This window comes from Streptococcus oralis (assembly GCF_019929365.1).
Taxonomy (GTDB): Bacteria; Bacillota; Bacilli; order Lactobacillales; family Streptococcaceae; genus Streptococcus; species Streptococcus oralis_BT.
In genome coordinates, this window is sequence record NZ_JAHZPH010000001.1 from 558,076 (window position 1) to 577,474 (window position 19,399).

Genomic DNA, 19,399 nt, shown 5'->3' on the forward strand with positions numbered 1-19,399 from the left:
GTCTCCTTTTCACTATTTATATTTTTCTGTTAAGGACTGCCAAATCTCGTCTGTCGGCATTTCTTTACCTGTCCACAATTGAAAAGCTTCAGCAGCTTGATAGAGCAACATTCCCAGACCATTGACGGCTGGATTGCCCTGACTTTTAGCCCATTTCAAAAATGGCGTTTCAAAGGGTTGGTAAATGACATCGGCCACCAAGAGAGTTTCTGGTAAGACTATGCTTTCAGGAACTGGGGATGATTTGCCATCCATCCCTACACTGGTCGCATTGACGAGCAGATCCGAGTTGGCAATCCTTTCTTGCATTTCAGAAAGATCTTCTAAAGCATACAAGTCCACTTTAAATCCTGTTTGCTCCTGCAACTTGTTTAGATAAGGTCTTGTTTTTTCCATAGAAGCTGAACGCACAAAGACAGAAATTTGACTGACGCCGTCCAAAATAGCTTGAGCCAAGATTGATTTGGCCGCACCACCTGCACCCAAAATGGTCATTGTTTTACCTGAAATTGTAAAAGAAGGCAAGCTCTTAAAGAATCCCTTGCCATCTGTATTATATCCAATTAACGTTCCGTCTTGATTGACAACTGTGTTGACCGCCCCAATCAAACGAGCTTCATCACTCAACTCATCCAGATAAGGAATCACTTGCTCCTTGTAAGGCATAGACAGGTTGATTCCAAACATCTGGTAACGCCGAATATTGGCGACTGTTTCTGCCAAGTCACCCGCTTCAATTTCCCAAGCCACATAGACACCATTTGTCGCTGTCGCCTCAAAGGCACTATTGTGGATGAAAGGGGAGATAGAGTGTTTGATGGGATTTGCAACGACAGCCGCCATGCGTGTAGAGCCATCAAGCTTCATCCAAAATCTCCCTGATTTTCTTCATGTTTGATAGAGAAATCTGACCTGGAGCACTCGCTTCATCAAGACTCGCAAATGACCAACTTGAACCCGTCACATCTGAAGTGATACGAGATACTTTGCCCATTTTCCCCATGGAAATGGTCACGTACTCTTGCTCAGGGTTGAGTGTTTTAAATCCTCGTGTGTAGTTCATCAAGTCTAAAACATCTTGCTCCGTATGGGCCATAACAGATACTTTGACCACTTTTGGAGAGAGACTGGTCAACTCCGACAGGATTTCCATCATGTTTTCAGGTGTCTCCTGGAAATTATGATAGCTCAATACGAGATTTGGAAAATCCAACATCTCCTCAAAAACGTCCTTGTAGCTGAAGTACTCAAAATCTACATAATCCGGTTGATAGAGCTGGGTAACTTCCTTGATGATTTGAACATACTCTTCAGAAGACAGTTCGATTTCTCCTCCCTCTGTGCGAGTCCGAAGGGTAAAGACAAGTTCACGTCCTGCGAATTTCTCAAAGATAGCGGGTGCTACCTGTAAAATAGCGTCCTTGGCAAGAAAGTCCGCACGCCACTCAATGATATCGGCATCTTCATACCGTGTGGCATCCAGCTCTTGCGCTTCTTCTAAACTTCTTGGCATCACTGAAACGATTAATTTCATCTACTAACCTTCATACTAATCACCTTGAGGTAATTACTGCTTTCATCTTTTTTATTATAGGCAAAGTCTGCTGGAAGTCCGTATTTATTCAAGACTTGATACCTTCTTCCTGCAAAACCTTTATCAATTTGTTCTGTAAATTTCTGGCGGGAAACATTGGCAGCATTGGTACTGGCAATGATAATGCCTCCCGGATTTAAAATTTCTAGACTCTGGGAAATCAGCTTGTGATAGTCCTTAGCCACAGAAAATGTTTGTTTTTTATTGCGAGCAAAGCTCGGCGGATCCAGGACAATCACATCGTAGGTCAGACCTTTTCGCTTGGCATACTTGAAATATTCAAAGACATCCATAACGATAAAACGATGGTTTTCTGTGCTGAGTCCATTTGCATGAAAATGGGCTTCTGACAGCTCTCTAGACCGTTTGGCCAAGTCGACAGAAGTCGTCTCACTCGCACCTCCCATAGCTGCAGCAACAGAAAAGGCAGCCGTATAGGAAAACATATTGAGCAAGGATTTGCCCATGGCTAGATCGTCAACCAGACTCCCACGAACCTCATGTTGGTCTAGGAAAATACCTGTCATCAAGCCATCATTCATAAAGACTTGATAGAGCACGCCATTCTCAAGAACAGTAAAATAGTCTGGCGCTTCCTCACCATAAATATGGGCAGACTCGTAGTCTAGACCTTTAAAACGAATCTTTTCGTAAGCCCCCAAGACCTCAGGAAAAACTTCCTTAAAAGCCTTTACTATCAGCTTACGAATCTGGTAAACAAACGAGTTGTACCACGAAAAGACAGCATAATCTCCGTAGAGATCGATAGTCAGACCACCAAAACCATCCCCTTCTTGGTTAAAAAGGCGAAAGGCAGTGGTCCAGTCATCCTGATAATAAGGTTTTCTAGCTTCCTTGGCCTTACGAAACAGAATTTCAAAAAAGGTTTGATTGAAAAGAACCTTTTCCTTGCTGATGAACCAACCAATGCCCTTGTTCTGCTGAGAAAGATAGGCACTCCCTAAAAACTTCCCATCTTGACTAAGAACTTCTACTGCCTGATCCGTCAGTTCAATATCTCTTAAATCACTCGCTTCCAAAAGAACTAGACCCTTAGCTAGCTTTTTTTCAACACGTCTGCTGACTCTAATTCTATTCATAGTTACTATTATAGCAAATTTTGTGACAATTCTCAAAAAAGAAACCGTTTAACCATTTGTACTTTAGTTTACTGAGTGTCATTTTTGTTCAAATAAGTTTATTCCATTTACTTTTTCACCAAAACATCCTTTCCCTTGTGATGGAAGGAGAGTTTCCACGCGCTAAAAATAGACAATTTCAGAAATGAGTATAGAATATTGCGCAAACGTTTGCCTAGTTCTAAACTTTATGGTAGAATAAAACACAACATTGGTAAGCAAGAGGAAAAACAATGCAAAATCAGACACTTATGCAATACTTTGAGTGGTATCTGCCCCACGACGGACAACACTGGACGCGATTGGCAGATGACGCAGAACACCTAGCAAACCTTGGTATCAGCCATGTCTGGATGCCACCTGCCTTCAAGGCAACCAACGAAAAAGACGTAGGATATGGCGTTTACGATCTTTTTGACCTAGGTGAATTTAACCAAAAAGGGACTGTCCGCACCAAGTATGGGTTTAAAGAAGACTATCTTCAAACGATTCAGACTCTCAAGGAGCATGGAATCCAACCTATGGCCGATGTGGTGCTCAATCACAAGGCTGCAGCAGATCATATGGAAGCCTTTCAGGTTATTGAAGTGGACCCTGAGGATCGTACCGTTCAACTAAGCGAGCCCTTTACTATCAATGGCTGGACTCACTTTACCTTCGATGGTCGGCAAAATACCTACAATGACTTCCACTGGCACTGGTACCATTTTACTGGTACAGACTACGATGCTAAGCGTCGTAAATCTGGTATTTACCTGATCCAAGGGGACAACAAGGGCTGGGCAAACGAAGAATTGGTCGATAACGAAAACGGTAACTACGACTACCTCATGTATGCCGACCTAGACTTTAAGCATCCTGAAGTCATCCAAAACATCTATGACTGGGCTGACTGGTTTATGGAAACGACTGGTGTAGCTGGTTTCCGCTTGGATGCCGTTAAGCACATCGACTCCTTCTTTATGGGCAATTTCATCCGTGATATGAAGGAGAAATACGGCGAGGATTTCTATGTTTTTGCTGAATTTTGGAATCCAGATAAGGAAGCCAATCTAGACTATCTCGAGAAAACAGAAGAACGTTTTGACCTTGTCGATGTTCGCCTCCACCAAAACCTCTTTGAAGCCAGTCAAGCTGGAGCAAACTACGACCTTCGTGACATTTTCACAGATAGCTTGGTTGAACTAAAACCCGATAAGGCTGTAACCTTTGTCGACAACCATGATACCCAACGAGGTCAAGCCCTTGAGTCTACTGTTGAAGAATGGTTCAAGCCAGCTGCCTATGCCCTCATTCTGTTACGTCAAGATGGACTTCCATGTGTTTTTTACGGAGACTACTACGGTATCTCAGGAAAATACGCCCAACAAGATTTCAAAGAAGTTCTTGACTGCCTCCTAGCCATCCGAAAAGATTTGGCCTATGGAGAGCAAACAGACTACTTTGACGATGCTAACTGTATCGGTTGGGTACGTTCAGGTGCTGAAAATCAATCCCCAATCGCAGTCCTAATCTCAAATGACCAAAAAAACAGCAAATCTATGTTTGTCGGCCAAGAATGGGCTGAGCAGACTTTTGTTGATCTCCTTGAAAATCATCCAGCACAAGTTACGATCAATGCTGAAGGTTATGGAGAATTTCCAGTAGCAGCGGGTTCAGTCAGTGTCTGGGCAACAAAATAAACCTATCAGTTACAAGTCAAATCCAACCGGATTTGGCTTTTTTGTATGCACAAAAAGACCTACCCAAATGGATAGATCTTTGCTTGATTACAATTTACCTGCTACTGCATCCAAGAGTTCTTGGATTTTCGCTTGATTGCTTCCTCCTGCCATGGCCATGTCTGGTTTACCACCACCACGTCCATCGACGATTGGAGCCAATTCTTTTACCAAATTACCTGCGTGGATGTCTTTTGTCTTGCTAGCTACAAGAAGGTTCACCTTGTCACCGATAGCTGCAACTAGGACAAGCACATCAGAGTAGTCTTTTTGTTTCCAGTTATCCGCAAAGGTACGAAGGGCACCTGCGTCTGATACAGAAACTTGGCTTGCAATGTAACGGTAACCGTTGACTTCCTTCGCATCCTTGAAGACATCGCCAGCAGCTGCGGCTGCAGCTTTTTCTTTCAACTCAGCATTTTCTTTTTGAAGTTGACGGAGTTGCTCTTGAAGCCCTTCAACCTTATGAGGTACTTCCTTAAGTTGCGGTGCTTTCAAGGTTGCTGCTACTGCTTTCAGAGCGTCTTCTTGTTCACGGTAGGCTTCAAATGCTTCCTTACCAGTCACTGCCAAGATACGGCGAGTTCCTGATCCGATTCCTTCTTCTTTGACAATCTTGAAGAGACCAATTTCAGAAGTGTTGCCAACGTGGGTACCACCACAAAGCTCGATAGAGTAGTCACCAATAGTAACAACACGAACTTCTTTACCGTATTTCTCACCAAAAAGAGCCATAGCCCCCATTTCCTTGGCAGTGTCAATATCTGTTTCAACAGTCTTAACTTCAAGAGCTTCCCAGATTTTTTCGTTGACTTGCTGTTCAATAGCGCGCAATTCTTCAGCAGTTACTGCTTGGAAATGCGTGAAGTCAAAGCGAAGGAATTCTACTTCGTTCAGAGATCCTGCTTGTGTCGCATGGTGGCCAAGGATATTGTGAAGGGCCGCATGGAGCAAGTGAGTGGCTGTGTGGTTTTTCATGACACGATGACGACGATTTGAATCAATTGCCAAAGTGTATTCTTGGTTCAAAGCAAGTGGTGCAAGAACTTCAACAGTGTGAAGAGCTTGTCCGTTTGGTGCTTTTTGAACATCTGTCACAGTAGCCACGACGTTTCCTGCAGCATCCAAGATTTGACCGTGGTCAGCTACTTGTCCACCCATTTCAGCGTAGAATGGAGTCTCTGCAAAGATAAGAGAGGCAGTTCCTTCAGATACAGCTTCTACTTCAGCATTATCCGCTACGATAGCCACCAACTTAGAAGACAATTGACTGGCATTGTAGTTAAAGACACTTTCCACTGTGATGTTTTGAAGGGTTTCGTTTTGCATACCCATTGAGCCACCTTTAACAGCTGACGCACGCGCACGTTCTTGCTGTTCTTTCATGGCTGCTTCGAAGCCTTCACGGTCAACAGTCATACCCGCTTCTTCAGCGATTTCTTCTGTCAATTCTACTGGGAATCCGTATGTATCATAGAGTTTGAAGACATCTTGACCAGCGATAACGTTTTGACCTTTCGCTTTCAAATCAGCTACAATGGTTTCTGCAAAGTGTTGACCTGAATGAAGGGTACGAGCAAATGACTCTTCCTCGCTCTTCACGATTTTCTCGATAAAGTCACGTTTTTCAAGCACTTCTGGGTAGTAGCTTTCCATGATTTTTCCAACAGTTGGAACGAGTTTGTAAAGGAAAGGCTCGTTGATGCCCAATTTTTGACCGTGCATAGAGGCACGACGGAGGAGACGACGAAGGACATAACCACGACCTTCGTTTCCAGGTAGGGCACCATCACCGATAGCGAATGAAAGGGAACGAATGTGGTCTGCGATGACCTTGAAGCTCATGTTGTCGCCGTCTTGGTCGTAAACCTTACCAGACAATTTCTCAACTTCACGAATGATTGGCATGAAGAGGTCCGTTTCAAAGTTTGTCTTAGCACCTTGGATAACGGCCACCAAACGCTCCAAACCAGCGCCCGTATCAATATTCTTATGTGGCAATTCCTTGTACTCGCTACGAGGAACAGCAGGATCTGCGTTAAATTGTGACAAAACGATATTCCAAATTTCGATGTAACGGTCGTTTTCGATATCTTCTGCAAGGAGACGAATGCCAATATTTTCTGGGTCAAATGCTTCTCCACGGTCAAAGAAAATCTCAGTATCAGGTCCAGAAGGTCCCGCACCAATTTCCCAGAAATTATCCTCGATTGGAATCAAGTGGCTTGGGTCCACTCCTACTTCAATCCAGCGGTTGTAAGAATCTTTATCATCTGGATAGTAGGTCATGTAGAGTTTTTCAGCTGGGAAGTCAAACCACTCAGGGCTTGTCAAGAGTTCATAAGCCCAAGTGATGGCTTCGTCACGGAAGTAATCCCCAATAGAGAAGTTCCCCAACATTTCAAACATAGTATGGTGACGGGCAGTCTTCCCTACGTTTTCAATATCGTTAGTACGGATGGCTTTTTGCGCATTGGTAATACGTGGATTTTCAGGGATAATGGTCCCGTCAAAGTATTTCTTAAGGGTTGCTACCCCAGAGTTGATCCACAAAAGAGTTGGGTCATTTACTGGAACCAAGCTGACTGATGGTTCTACAGAGTGGCCTTTGCTTGCCCAGAAATCAAGCCACATTTGGCGAACTTGAGCACTAGATAGTTGTTTCATAATATCTCCTTATTTACTTGTTTAATTTGATTGGCTTTCCAGCATCTCCACGTAGTCAATCGCGACACAGAGGGAAATGACCAGGTCTGCATAAGAATCTTCATAGACGGTTACGGTGTAGGTTGAGGTCAGATGGAAAATCTCTTTCCGAATCTCGGCGACAAGCTGATCACGATCATCTAGCAATTTGAAATTCAAATCCCAGATATTGCCCTCGATACGAAGCCCTAGATCATCAAACTCATACTTATCTCGCCAGAAGGTCAACTTCTTACGAATGACGAAATTTGACCCGTCCCGTAGCTGAATGTTAAAGCGAGGAAGCAAGGTGAAAAATTCTTTGCTGATTTCACTGACTTGCTCACCATAGGCGTCATAGATGGTAAAGGTCTTAGGAATTTGGAAAAAAGATCCCTCCACCTGATAGTTCACTACTCCTCTATCATCCTTGATATCAAAGCGTTCGCCTCCAAGACGAAACTTTTGTTTCACGAGAAATGTCTTCATAAACACCTCCAAAAATCAAAAGACAAGCTCACATCACGAAGGGCGAAAAACCGCGGTACCACCTTCATTCAATGAACTTGTCATTCTCTTATTCTTATGCAATTGTGTGATTGAGTAGCATGACTTCCTACCTTAGATGGCTCGCAGCACCGCCATTTCTCTGGACTAAGATGACTGAAAATCAATTCTCAACTTTATTATTATATCGTTTTTTTTAGTTTGCGTCAACTGGGAATCATTCCCATTTAAGGAGCCCCATTCCCTACATCTCTGATTACTTTTTCAGAGTATATTTTTTATTACTGCTTTTACTTTTCCTTACCCCAAATTTTCATATTACTAAACGCGGCCACTAGAATATTAGCAAATATAAAAGTCCCTATCACCCAATGTATGGAATCTGTTGTAAGATATTGTCGATCCAAGCCATCCTTTAAATTCAATAGTATAATTGTTTGGTGAACAATCAAAAAGGTTGGCCAGAAACTTTTTTTGAAAAAAGTAGACATTTTCATCTTTGTTACCGCTTTCTGTAAGGTTAAGCTTAGTATACTACTAGGCAAGCAAATAAGCAACTAGAATATATAAAGATACAGTTACAAAAATTGCCTTCTATATAACAAAACGAACCAGCTTGACTGATTCGTTTCGTGTCTGCTAACTCCTACTTCCGATACATTTTAAACTGTAGGAAGAGGTCACTATATTTTCCTGTCCATTTATGGTCAAACTTCTCATAAACTTCTAGGTTTTTCATGGTATCAGCGTCTGGATAGAAGGCCTTGTCTTCCTTGGTCTCCTCTGGGAGCAGTTCCTTGGCTGTGTTATTTGGTGTTGCATAGCCGACATACTCAGCATTTTTCAGAGCATTTTCGGGTTTCAACATAAAGTTGATAAAGGCATAGGCTGCATCTTGGTTTTTCACGGTTTTTGGAATGACCATGTTATCAAACCAGAGATTGCTGGCCTCAGTCGGAACAACATACTTGAGGTTAGGATTTTTCTCCAACATCTGGCTGGCTTCCCCAGAGAAGGTCACGCCGATAGCAGCATTGTTCTGAATCATGTAACCCTTCATCTCGTCAGCAACGATAGCCTTAATATTTGGAGTAAGCTTATAAAGCTTATCTACTGTCTCTTCCAACTGCTGAGGATCCTTTGAGTTGAGACTGTAGCCCAGCGAGTTAAGCCCGAGTCCCAGCACCTCACGCGCTCCATCAAAGAGCATGATGGAATCCTTATACTCTGGTTTCCAGAGGTCATCCCAATGCTCAGGCGCCTCATCTACCATGGTTTCGTTGTAGACAATTCCCAAGGTTCCCCAGAAATAAGGAATGGAGAATTTATTACCTGGGTCAAAAGACTGGTTGAGGAACTCAGGTCCGATATTTTCGATTCCTTCAATTTTTGAATAATCGAGTGGAACCAAGAGGTCCTCATCCTTCATCTTGTTGATCATGTATTCACTCGGGATGGCAATATCGTAGGTTGTTCCCCCTTGCTTGATCTTGGTATACATGGCTTCGTTGGAATCAAAGGTCTCGTACTGGACTTGGATTCCTGTTTCTTCTGTGAATTTCTCCAAGAGTTCTGGATCGATATAGTCCCCCCAGTTGTAGATAACCAATTTCTGACTGTCTCGGCTATTGATTTTACTGTCTAGATGCGTCGCAATCCCCCATAAGACAAGGATAATCGCTACAATTCCTGCTAAAAATGAATAGAGTCTTTTCATGCTTGCTCCTCCTTCTCACGTGAGATAAAGTAATAGCCAACAACTAGGATAATACTAAAGAGAAAGACAAGGGCAGACAGGGCATTGATTTCTAGCGAAATTCCCTTACGAGCACGAGAGTAGATCTCAACCGAGAGAGTCGAAAAGCCATTCCCTGTGACAAAGAAGGTCACGGCAAAGTCATCTAGCGAATAGGTGAAGGCCATGAAATAACCTGCAATGATAGACGGTGTCAGGTAAGGAAGCATGATTTCCTTAAACATCTGAAACTGACTGGCACCAAGGTCATAAGCCGCATGAATCATGTCATCATTCATCTCCTTGAGACGAGGCAAGACCATCAAGACCACGATAGGGATGGAAAAGGCCACGTGACTAGATAGGACCGTCAAAAAGCCAAGTGAAAACTTAAGCTGGGTAAAGAGAATCAAGAAACTGGCACCAATCATAACGTCAGGCGCAACCATCAGGATATTATTGAGTGATAGAAAGGCTTCTTGGTATTTCTTACGAGACTGGTAGATATAGATAGCACCAAAAGTCCCTATAATGGTCGCAATCAAGGCAGCTAGAAAGGCCAAGAAGAAGGTCTGGGTGAGGATCAACATGAGACGGCCATCACCAAACATGGTTTTAAAATGGCTCAAGCTAAAACCAGTAAAGCTGTTCATATCATCCCCTGCATTAAAGGCATAGCCAATCAAGTAAAAAATTGGCAAATAAAGGATGATAAAGACAAAGGCTAGGTAGAGATTTGCAAATTTTTTCATCGTTCTCTCCTTTCCTTGGTCACCCACATGGTGATGAACATGGTCAGGATGAGGATTACACCGATGGTTGAACCCATACCGTAGTTGTCATTGGTCAGGAAGTTCTGTTCAATGGCCGTTCCCAGCGTGATAACACGGTTCCCACCAATCAAACGTGTCAGCATGAAGAGACTCAAACTCGGGATAAAGACAGACTGAACCCCACTTCTCACTCCATTCATTGATAGAGGGAAGATGACATGGCGGAAGGTCTCCCACTTGGTCGCACCGAGGTCATAACTGGCATTGATGAGATTGTTATCCATATCATCCAAGACATTGAAAATCGGCAAAATCATAAAGGGAAGCTCGATGTAGCTAGCGACAAAGATAAAAGAGAAATCCGTAAAGAGCAACTGTTGCGAACCGATTCCGATAAATTCTAAGAATTGGTTAATAGAGCCATTTTGACCAAAAATCCCAATAAAGGCATAGGCCTTAAGGAGTAGGTTGATCCAGGTTGGTAGGATAATCAACATGAGCCAGAGTTGACGGTGCTTGAGACGGGTCAAAAAGAGGGCTGTTGGATAGCTGATGAGAAGCGTCACTAGGGTCACAATCCCCGCATAGAGTACAGAGTTGAAACTCATTTTGAGATAGGTCAAGTTTTGTGATGCAAAGTAGGATTTATAGTTTTCTAAACTAAACTGCCCTTCAATGTTGAAAAAGGATTGACCGAAAATCAAGACCAAGGGTGCGAGGACAAAGAGGGCTATCCAAAGCATGTAGGGCACTACAAAGAGTTTAGAGGTTGTTTTCTTCATCTCTTTCCTCCTCGATCGCGTTAATCAGACCTGCTTCTTGCTCTTCGATTTCTACGTATTCTTCGATACGAGCATCGAACTCTTCTTCGGTTTCGTTGAGACGCATGATGTGGATGTCTTCTGGTTCAAAGTCCAGACCGATTTCCTCACCAACGATGGCCTTACGAGTTGAGTGGATCATCCATTCATTTCCAAGCTCGTCATAGGCGATAATTTCATAATGCACCCCACGGAAAAGCTGGGTATCGACCTTAACTTGGAGCTTGCCTTCTTCAGGAAGGGTAATGCGCAAGTCCTCTGGACGAATAACAACCTCAACAGGTTCATTTGGCTTCATCCCCCCATCGACCGCTTCAAAGCGTTTGCCGTTAAACTCAACCAAGTAGTCCTCAATCATGGTTCCTGGCAAGATGTTGGATTCACCGATAAAGGTGGCAACAAAGTGGTTAATCGGTTCATCGTAGATATCCACAGGCGTTCCTGACTGGACAATCTCGCCATCGTTCATAACAAAAATCCAGTCACTCATGGCGAGAGCTTCTTCCTGATCGTGAGTGACAAAGACAAAGGTAATCCCCAATCGTTGTTGCAATTCACGCAGTTCGTACTGCATGTCTGTTCGCAATTTCAAGTCCAGCGCTGACAAGGGCTCGTCCAACAAAACCAAACGGGGTTGGTTGATAATGGCACGGGCAATGGCTACACGCTGACGTTGTCCTCCAGAGAGTTTGCGGATGGAACGTTTTTCATAACCTTCCAACTGAACCATCTTGAGAACTTCCGCTACGCGTTGTTCAGTTTCTTTCTTGTCGATTTTACGCAAGCGAAGCGGAAAGGCAACATTTTCAAACACATTCATATGTGGAAACAAGGCATAGGATTGGAAAACCGTATGGACGTCTCGCTTGTTGGTTGGAATGTCGTTGATCCGTACCCCATCCAGCAAAATATCTCCTGTCGTCGCATCCAGCAAACCTGCAATGATGTTCAGAATGGTTGATTTTCCTGAACCAGATGCGCCTAAAAGAGTGTAAAACTTTCCTTCTTCCAACTCAAAGTTAATGTCTTTGAGAACCTTGGTGTTGCTGTCTTCAAAAACTTTAGAGACGTTTTTGAATTCGATAATTGGTTTTTTCAATTGGCATAAATTCCTTCTTTTTCATAAATTAACAGATCAGGGCTCTGTCAGGCCGCTACTACCTCTTGCAGGGAGTAAAACCACCTGCATACATCTTCGCTACCGATAGGCTTTCACCCCCTTTCCATTGACATAGCAGCAGCTATTCTGGCGAAACCTTACTCCTTCTCACCCAAAATTCGAACTTCTCTCTCAAGGGTGACACCTGAATGTTCCTTTACCTTTTCAATAACAGATTGGATCAAGTCCTCGTAGTCTTTGGCCGTACCGTCAGCAACATTGATCATGAAACCAGCGTGCTTTTCAGATACTTCAACACCACCGATACGATAGCCTTTCAAACCAGCCTCTGAGATCAACTGTCCTGCAAAATGCCCGACTGGACGCTTAAAGACTGAACCACAAGATGGGTATTCTAGAGGTTGTTTGAGTTCACGTAGGTGCGTCAAGCGGTCCATTTCTTGCTTGATAACCTGATGATTCCCTGGAGATAGAGCAAATTTAGCTGACAAAACAACAGCCCCAGAATCCTGAATAGCTGAATGGCGGTAACCAAAAGCCAAATCCTTGGCAGATAAGGTCTCGATTTCCCCTTCCTTGGTCAAAATTTGACAAGACTGCAAGATATGAGCAATCTCACCTCCATAGGCACCTGCATTCATAAAGACAGCTCCACCGATGCTTCCAGGAATCCCACAAGCAAACTCAAAACCAGTCAAACTATGACGAAGGGCAATACGTGTCGTTTCAATCAAGTTCGCTCCTGCTTCCGCTTCAATGGTATATCCATCAACCGAAACGTTATTAAGCTTATCACACAAGATGACAAAACCACGGATTCCACCTTCACGAACGATGATATTGCTGGCATTTCCTAGCACCATCCAAGGAATATTCTCTTGATTGGCAAATTGAACAACACGCGCCATCTCATAGCGATTGCGTGGCAAAACTAGGTAATCCGCTCGACCTCCAACCTTAGTATAGGTATAGGTCTTCAAGGGTTCCTTGAAACGAATATCGATTCCTTCTAATTGTTCTTGTATTTTAGTTACGAATGTCATATCTCTCATCCTTTTATAGAGTGATTTCATTATACCATTTTTAAGGGCTTTTGACGACAGGAAAATTCTTGGTGTCAAAGCATTGCATAAAAAAAGAGGTCACCCCTCTTTTTATGATGATTTTTTCCAAAATGTAGATTTTGTTAGCCAGATAAAGGCTAGTACTTCTAAAAGAAGAATGACCTCCACTAGAAGTGGATTTGCAATCCATCCCACTTGAGATAAAGCTGGAGCCAAATCAAACAAGGCATGCAAACCATAGGCAGCAAAGAGATAGATCCATTTCTTTTGGCTAACACTTTGGTAAACCCATATGGAAAGACCAATTTGTAGAACTAGGGCAAGCACACGCTCAACTCCTAATAAATAAACCTGCCATATCGATAGAGACTGAACCGTTTCGAGGGTAGCCTTTGGAAGGAGATTGGCTACATCAGTATTTGAAGACTGGATGAGTGAAAAGAGGATCAACAAACTGATTAAGCTTCCCATCCCAAGATAGAGCAACTCTAAACCTCCATGTCCCAAGCCGTAAGCCAAAGCGTCTTTCTCTTCTAGACTTCTCTTTTTCTCCAACCATTTAAAAAAGACAAGACGGGCAGTTTCCTCAAAAAGGGCAGCCATGGTAATCGCGTAAAGAACATATAGGAAAGGTTGCTCATTCATGAGCGAAATCGTTCCGTCTTTTTGCGGTTGAAGGACTATAAAATGAACCATCTTCTCTAACACTTGAGAAGAAACGAAAAATGCGATTGCCCCCAAGCCCATCACTGCAAGAGAGATCTGAAACCGTTTTTTGGCATACCAAGTCCCACCTACTAGGACTAAAACCAAAGCAATCATGGTTAAGATAATATGTAGTGTCATCTTTTTCTCCTATTCTGACTTGTCAATGTCTTTCTTCATCTCGTCAACGTTAAATTTGGCAAATAAATACTGGCGATCTTGGACTGGAAAACGTTGGTCCAACTGATCGACTGCTCCAACCTCGATCATTCCTTCTTTGATAACAAAGTCCATCACATGCCCACCAAAGGTCAAATCGTCTGAGATAAAATGCAGATGGTAGCCTGCAACACTGACCCCATGGAAAATCTCTGGTGTCCAAAATCCAACAATGGTCCCCGATACATTTTCACGGCTATACTCAGGTTGGTGAGTTGCCACATCAGCAAACTTGGTGTCTGTTGTTGACTTGGGAATCATCCGTACATGCATGTGGGCGAATTCCCCATGAATCTTGATAGAGCGAAAGAGATTCTCCCCATCATAGTAGGACTCAATCCGCTTTTCTAATTCCTTGTCCGTCATCTCAAAACGCTGGCGGAAAATCACTTCTGCCTGATGGGGGACCACTGCTGCATATGGGATAAGGGCATCAGGTGCGACTTCTACAATTTCAGGTTGCTCCCCTGACCCTTTGGCTTGATAAGCCTTGCCATCAAGGACAATCAACTCCCCGTCAATCGAATCCAACGTTCCCAAACCAAGGTCGCCATGCTCCAGCAATTCTCCCACTGTCATGGTTCCGCCATAGAGACCAGCCATAAGGGCACCAAGAGTATTGTATTGAAATAATTTTACCGGTTCCTGCACTTTTCTATCCATTCTCTTTCTTATCTTCTTTTCAATGAATCATCATACTTTCTAAGTATACCATATTTGCTCCTAGATGTGAAAGGGAGAAATGCTTTTCCCATTGCCAAGTAGACAAAAAAAAGGTACAATGTAACAAAATCAAAGGAGGTCTGGAATGACGAAGAAAAGCAAGTACCAAGCAGTCGTTTCCTTTCTCAAAAAAGGTATCGAATCAGGAAAATTCCCAACTGGTAGCAGACTTCCCTCTATCCGTCAACTGAGCCAAGACTTCCACTGTAGCAAGGACACTATCCAACGAGCCCTACTGGAATTACGCCATGAACAATACCTCTATGCCAAACCCCAAAGTGGCTACTATGTTCTGGAGCAAGGACAGCACCAAGACTTGGAAATTGAAGTCACTGACGAGCATGCTAGTGCTTATGACGACTTCAGACTCTGCGTCAATGAAACACTGATTGGAAGAGAAAACTACCTCTTCAACTACTATGACAACCAAGAAGGCCTTGAGGAACTGAGACAATCTGTCCATCAACTCCTTTTCAACCAAGCCCTCTACTGCAAACCTGACCAGCTGGTTCTAACTTCTGGCACCCAGCAAGCTCTCTTTATCCTTTCTCAGATTGACTTCCCGAGCGAGGGAGCTGAGATTTTGGTCGAACAGCCGACTTACCACCGGATGAATCGCCTCTTGGTCGCTCAGGGATTAACCTACCAGACCATTGAACGCCGAATCGATGGGATTGACCTTGACGAACTAGAAGAACAGTTCAAATCTGGAAAAATCAAGTTCTTCTATACCATTCCTCGCTTCCACTATCCTCTTGGCCATTCCTATTCTGATCAGGAAAAAAGGGCTATTCTGGATCTAGCAAACCAGTATGGTATTTACATCGTAGAGGATGACTATTTAGGAGACCTAGATCCTAGAAAGGGCCAAACCTTCCACTATCTGGATACTGAGGATCGGGTCATTTATATCAAGTCCTTCTCAACCAGTCTCTTTCCAGCCCTTCGTATTACCGCTCTCATTCTCCCAAATGCCCTAAAAGAGGCCTTTGTTTCCTACAAAAATATCCTGGACTATGACAGCAATCTCATCATGCAAAAGGCTCTTTCTCTTTACATCGATAGCCAGTTATTTGAAAAAAATCGATTGACCAGACTGACCCTTCAAGAGAACTATCAGGCTCAGATAAAGAAAGTGCTTGAAGAAAACACCTGTCCCTTGCCCCACTACCCTCTACACGATGGTCTTTTGCTTGATTTGAGAAACTATCCTAAAATTGCCAGTTTGAAACACAGCTCACTCAAACTAGACTTTTTTGAGAAGGCTTATTTGGACGCCTGTCCTTATCAGTTTGCCAAAGTCTCTCTCGAAAATTTAGAAGCACTATTACAATACATAAAAGCAGAATTGGATTAAAGTCCAACTCTGCTTTCTTTTTTATTGTTCAACTTCTGTTAGTTTCGCTGCTTTTTCTAGATAGGTTTGATAAGTTCCTTCATCTTTCAGTTTTTGGATAACCTTATCTACTACTGCTTTCAAGTCTGATTGATTCTTCTTAATGGCAACGGCATTGGCTTCGCCATCTTTCATCGTCAAAGTAGCTGTCGCAACGACAAGGTCTGAGTTTTTACCTGCGTAACTAAGAGCCACTGGTTCATCCATATGAACAGCATCCACTTTTCCAGCCTGCAATTCATTGACTGCTTCACCCATATTGGTCAAAGAAGTCAGTTGAGCATTTGGTAATTGTTCTTTCACCATGGTTTCTGGAACAGTTCCCTTTTGAGCAGCGATATTAGCACTTGCTAGGTTTGAAAGATCCTTGTATTTATCTAAATCTGCTTTTCTAACCAAGAAACTCATCTTGTTTTCATAGTAAGGAATTGAAAAGTCAAAGACTTCCTTTCTCTCATCGGTGGCACTAATTCCTGCAATGGCCAAATCAGCCTTTCCAGTTTGAAGACTGGTCAAGACATTGTCAAAACTCATACTAGAGATTTCAAGCTTAACTCCAAGTTCATCCGCAATCGCTTGAGCCATATCAATATCTGCACCAACCACTTGATTTTTACCATCTACCAAGGATTGGAATTCAAATGGCGCATAGTCTGGACTGGTCGCCACAACTAGCTTTCCTTTTTGTTTGATAGCGTCCACAGCAGACTGGGAACTATCCATACTTGATTGACAGGCTACTAAAACCATGCTGGCAAGCATGCTGCATACAACTAATATCCATTTCTTAAACTTCATAAATAAACGACCTTTCTGTTATTTCTGAATAATTATAACTTATTTGAAAATACTTGTCAACATTTTCAGAATTTTCATTTCAAAAAAATTCCTTTTTATTCAAAAACAAAGACTAATCTTAGTTGATTAGCCTTTTTTATTGCATATTTAAACCATTTCTTAGAGTTCGACGATTTTACCTGTTTCAAAGTAAACAACCCATTCACAGATATTTTTTGCGTAGTCTCCGATTCGTTCCAAGAAGGAAATGACTTGGAAGTAATCACGGCCTGTAACAATAGCTTCAGGATTTTTCTTGATTTCCTCTGTAGCTAAATCACGGATGCTATCAAAGTAATGATTGATTTTTTCGTCCATCGCCGCTACTTCATATGCTTGATCCACAGAACCGTTCAGATAAAGATCTAGAGCTGCTTCGACAAAGTCTTTCACGTCGCGTCCCATCTTTTTGATTTCTTCTTCAACGGCGGGGATACGTTGCTCTCCCTTCATGCGAATAGTTGCTTTCGCAATTGACACCGCGTGATCTCCCATGCGTTCCAAATCGGATACGGCCTTGAGAACTGTCAAGACAGTACGAAGGTCTTGTGAAACAGGTTGTTGAAGAGCAATCATTTCAAATGATTTCTTTTCTAGTTTCACTTCATATTCATTTATCTCTGCATCTTCCTCGATAACTTCTTTTGCCAAATCACGGTCATGAGTGACAAAGGCACGCACTGTACGATTGATTTGTGAGAGCACTTCTTGTCCCATAGCGTAGAACTGGTTGTGCAATTTCTCCAAATCTTCTTCAAATTGAGATCGTAACATCTTTCAACTCCTTATCCAAATTTTCCTGTAATATAATCTTCTGTTTCCTTGTTTTGAGGGGAAAGGAACATCTTCTTCGTATCATTAAACTCGATCAAATCTCCATCTAGGAAAAAACCTGTCTTATCAGAGATACGAGAAGCCTGCTGCATGGAACGCGTTACCAAGAGCATGGTGTATTTGTCTTTTAGACCATACAAGGTTTCCTCAATCTTACCAGCCGAGATAGGATCCAAGGCTGAAGTTGGTTCATCTAAGAGGATGATTTTCGGGCTAGTTGCCAAAACACGGGCAACACAGACACGTTGCTGTTGACCTCCTGAGAGACCAATGGCCGAATCATGCAAACGGTCCTTAACCTCATCCCAGATAGAAGCACGTTGCAAGGCCTTTTCTACTGCTTCATCAAGGACTTGTTTATCCTTGACTCCATTGATACGCAGTCCATAAACAACATTTTCGTAGATAGACATAGGGAATGGATTGGGCTGTTGGAAAACCATGCCGATTTCCTTACGCAATTCAACCGTATCTGTGCGAGGACTGTAGATATTGTGACCATTATAAATCACTGTCCCAGTTGTTGTCACCTCAGGGTTTAAATCTCCCATGCGGTTGATGGCCTTGAGAAGAGTTGACTTCCCTGAACCTGACGGACCAATGAGGGCGGTTATTTCCTTGGGTTGGAAAGAAAGGGAAACACTATTCAAGGCCTTCTTTTTGTTGTAATAAACGGACAGGTCTTTAACCTGCAAAATCGGTTCTGTCATGCTGTTTCCTTTCTAACCAAAGTGTCCTGTTACATAGTCATTGGTCGACTGTAACTTAGCATTTTGGAAAATATTGGATGTCTTATCATACTCGATCAAATCGCCCAAGTAGAAAAATCCTGTGTAGTCACTTGCACGCGCAGCCTGCTGCATACTGTGGGTAACGATAATGATGGTAAAGTCCTTCTTCAACTCCAGCATGGTTTCCTCAAGCTGGGCTGTCGCAATCGGATCCAAGGCTGATGCTGGCTCATCCATCAAGAGGATATCTGGTTTAACAGAGATGGCGCGAGCGATACAGAGACGTTGTTGCTGACCACCAGAAAGCATCAAGGCTGATTTGTGGAGGTCATCTTTTACCTGATCCCAGAGGGCAGCCTGTCGTAGAGAGGTTTCTACAATTTCATCAAGGACTTTCTTGTCCTTAACTCCTGCACGTTCATGGGCAAAAGTGATATTGCGGTAGATAGACTTGGCAAATGGATTTGGCCGTTGGAAGACCATTCCGATGTGCTTGCGCATCTCATAGACATTGATTTCTGGACGGTTGACGTCAATCCCTCGGTAGAGAATTTGACCTGTGACCTTGGCAATATCAATAGTATCATTCATCCGATTGAGACTGCGAAGATAAGTAGATTTCCCTGATCCAGAAGGACCAATCAAGGCTGTAATTTTATTTTTTTCAAATTGCATATCGATGCCCTTGATGGATTCATTTTTACCATAGTAAACATGTAAATCCTTGGTTGAGAGGGCCACTTTTTCTTCAGGGAAGGTGATGATATGCTTTTCATCCCAGTTATATTTTGACAT

The 19,399-nt window shown here is 42.9% G+C and carries 18 protein-coding genes and 1 pseudogene; 2 read left to right on the forward strand and 17 right to left on the reverse strand.

The annotated features are described in order from the left end of the window. Positions 1–12 precede the first annotated feature (12 nt). Genes K1I53_RS02825 through K1I53_RS02835 form a run of 3 tightly spaced genes read right to left on the reverse strand, consistent with a single transcriptional unit; the run spans position 13 to position 2,694 of the window. On the reverse strand, positions 13–867 hold the full coding sequence (locus tag K1I53_RS02825; protein ID WP_223328159.1) for a shikimate dehydrogenase: 855 nt from the start codon (positions 865–867) through the stop codon (positions 13–15). Next, positions 857–1,534, reverse strand: coding sequence for a type I 3-dehydroquinate dehydratase (aroD, locus tag K1I53_RS02830; protein ID WP_125848753.1), 678 nt, complete (start codon positions 1,532–1,534; stop codon positions 857–859). Before aroD ends, K1I53_RS02825 begins: the two co-directional genes overlap by 11 nt. Beyond that, a complete protein-coding gene (locus K1I53_RS02835; RefSeq protein WP_223328161.1) occupies positions 1,531–2,694 on the reverse strand; it encodes a class I SAM-dependent rRNA methyltransferase in 1,164 nt (387 codons plus the stop codon). Before K1I53_RS02835 ends, aroD begins: the two co-directional genes overlap by 4 nt. Positions 2,695–2,966: 272 nt before the next feature. Here K1I53_RS02835 and K1I53_RS02840 point away from each other — a divergent pair, with 272 nt between their 5' ends. Further along, positions 2,967–4,415, forward strand: coding sequence for an alpha-amylase (locus K1I53_RS02840; protein WP_223328163.1), 1,449 nt, complete (start codon positions 2,967–2,969; stop codon positions 4,413–4,415). Positions 4,416–4,502: 87 nt separating this feature from the next. Here K1I53_RS02840 and alaS read toward each other — a convergent pair whose 3' ends face one another. From alaS to budA, 10 genes and pseudogenes are all read right to left on the reverse strand, one after another. Then, positions 4,503–7,121, reverse strand: coding sequence for an alanine--tRNA ligase (gene alaS, locus K1I53_RS02845; RefSeq protein WP_223328165.1), 2,619 nt, complete (start codon positions 7,119–7,121; stop codon positions 4,503–4,505). Positions 7,122–7,142: 21 nt separating this feature from the next. Next, a complete protein-coding gene (locus tag K1I53_RS02850; RefSeq protein WP_138100540.1) occupies positions 7,143–7,628 on the reverse strand; it encodes an LURP-one-related/scramblase family protein in 486 nt (161 codons plus the stop codon). 274 nt (positions 7,629–7,902) lie between these two features. Continuing rightward, a pseudogene (locus K1I53_RS02855) lies at positions 7,903–8,143 on the reverse strand (hypothetical protein). 149 nt (positions 8,144–8,292) lie between these two features. Next, positions 8,293–9,363: an ABC transporter substrate-binding protein gene (locus K1I53_RS02860; RefSeq protein WP_223328167.1), complete on the reverse strand. Its 1,071-nt coding sequence runs from the start codon at positions 9,361–9,363 to the stop codon at positions 8,293–8,295. Continuing rightward, positions 9,360–10,133, reverse strand: coding sequence for an ABC transporter permease (locus tag K1I53_RS02865; RefSeq protein WP_007518333.1), 774 nt, complete (start codon positions 10,131–10,133; stop codon positions 9,360–9,362). The genes K1I53_RS02860 and K1I53_RS02865 overlap by 4 nt, the downstream gene beginning before the upstream one ends. Then, a complete protein-coding gene (locus K1I53_RS02870; RefSeq protein ID WP_000754114.1) occupies positions 10,130–10,936 on the reverse strand; it encodes an ABC transporter permease in 807 nt (268 codons plus the stop codon). The genes K1I53_RS02865 and K1I53_RS02870 overlap by 4 nt, the downstream gene beginning before the upstream one ends. After that, a complete protein-coding gene (locus K1I53_RS02875) occupies positions 10,917–12,074 on the reverse strand; it encodes an ABC transporter ATP-binding protein (RefSeq protein WP_223328169.1) in 1,158 nt (385 codons plus the stop codon). Before K1I53_RS02875 ends, K1I53_RS02870 begins: the two co-directional genes overlap by 20 nt. A gap of 158 nt (positions 12,075–12,232) precedes the next feature. Next, the gene (gene murB, locus K1I53_RS02880) at positions 12,233–13,138 is read right to left on the reverse strand and encodes a UDP-N-acetylmuramate dehydrogenase (protein ID WP_223328177.1); all 906 of its coding nucleotides are present in this window, start codon (positions 13,136–13,138) and stop codon (positions 12,233–12,235) included. Positions 13,139–13,249: 111 nt separating this feature from the next. Then, the gene (locus tag K1I53_RS02885; protein WP_223328179.1) at positions 13,250–14,005 is read right to left on the reverse strand and encodes a YhfC family glutamic-type intramembrane protease; all 756 of its coding nucleotides are present in this window, start codon (positions 14,003–14,005) and stop codon (positions 13,250–13,252) included. Between the two features lie 9 nt (positions 14,006–14,014). After that, entirely contained in the window at positions 14,015–14,746 is a 732-nt protein-coding gene (gene budA, locus K1I53_RS02890) for an acetolactate decarboxylase (protein ID WP_125837541.1), read from the reverse strand. A 145-nt stretch (positions 14,747–14,891) separates the two neighbouring features. Between budA and K1I53_RS02895 the strand changes: the two genes are divergently transcribed. Beyond that, positions 14,892–16,163 carry an aminotransferase-like domain-containing protein gene (locus K1I53_RS02895; RefSeq protein WP_223328180.1) on the forward strand — a complete coding sequence of 424 codons (1,272 nt, stop codon included), beginning with the start codon at positions 14,892–14,894 and terminating at the stop codon, positions 16,161–16,163. A gap of 21 nt (positions 16,164–16,184) precedes the next feature. On the opposite strand, the gene K1I53_RS02900 is transcribed toward K1I53_RS02895, so the two are convergent. From K1I53_RS02900 to pstB (K1I53_RS02915), 4 genes are all read right to left on the reverse strand, one after another. Next, the gene (locus tag K1I53_RS02900) at positions 16,185–17,000 is read right to left on the reverse strand and encodes an ABC transporter substrate-binding protein (protein WP_223328182.1); all 816 of its coding nucleotides are present in this window, start codon (positions 16,998–17,000) and stop codon (positions 16,185–16,187) included. A 159-nt stretch (positions 17,001–17,159) separates the two neighbouring features. After that, on the reverse strand, positions 17,160–17,813 hold the full coding sequence (phoU, locus tag K1I53_RS02905) for a phosphate signaling complex protein PhoU (RefSeq protein ID WP_061453756.1): 654 nt from the start codon (positions 17,811–17,813) through the stop codon (positions 17,160–17,162). Between the two features lie 11 nt (positions 17,814–17,824). Then, the gene (gene pstB / locus K1I53_RS02910; RefSeq protein WP_000138670.1) at positions 17,825–18,583 is read right to left on the reverse strand and encodes a phosphate ABC transporter ATP-binding protein PstB; all 759 of its coding nucleotides are present in this window, start codon (positions 18,581–18,583) and stop codon (positions 17,825–17,827) included. Positions 18,584–18,595: 12 nt separating this feature from the next. Next, on the reverse strand, positions 18,596–19,399 hold the full coding sequence (pstB, locus tag K1I53_RS02915; RefSeq protein WP_000049851.1) for a phosphate ABC transporter ATP-binding protein PstB: 804 nt from the start codon (positions 19,397–19,399) through the stop codon (positions 18,596–18,598).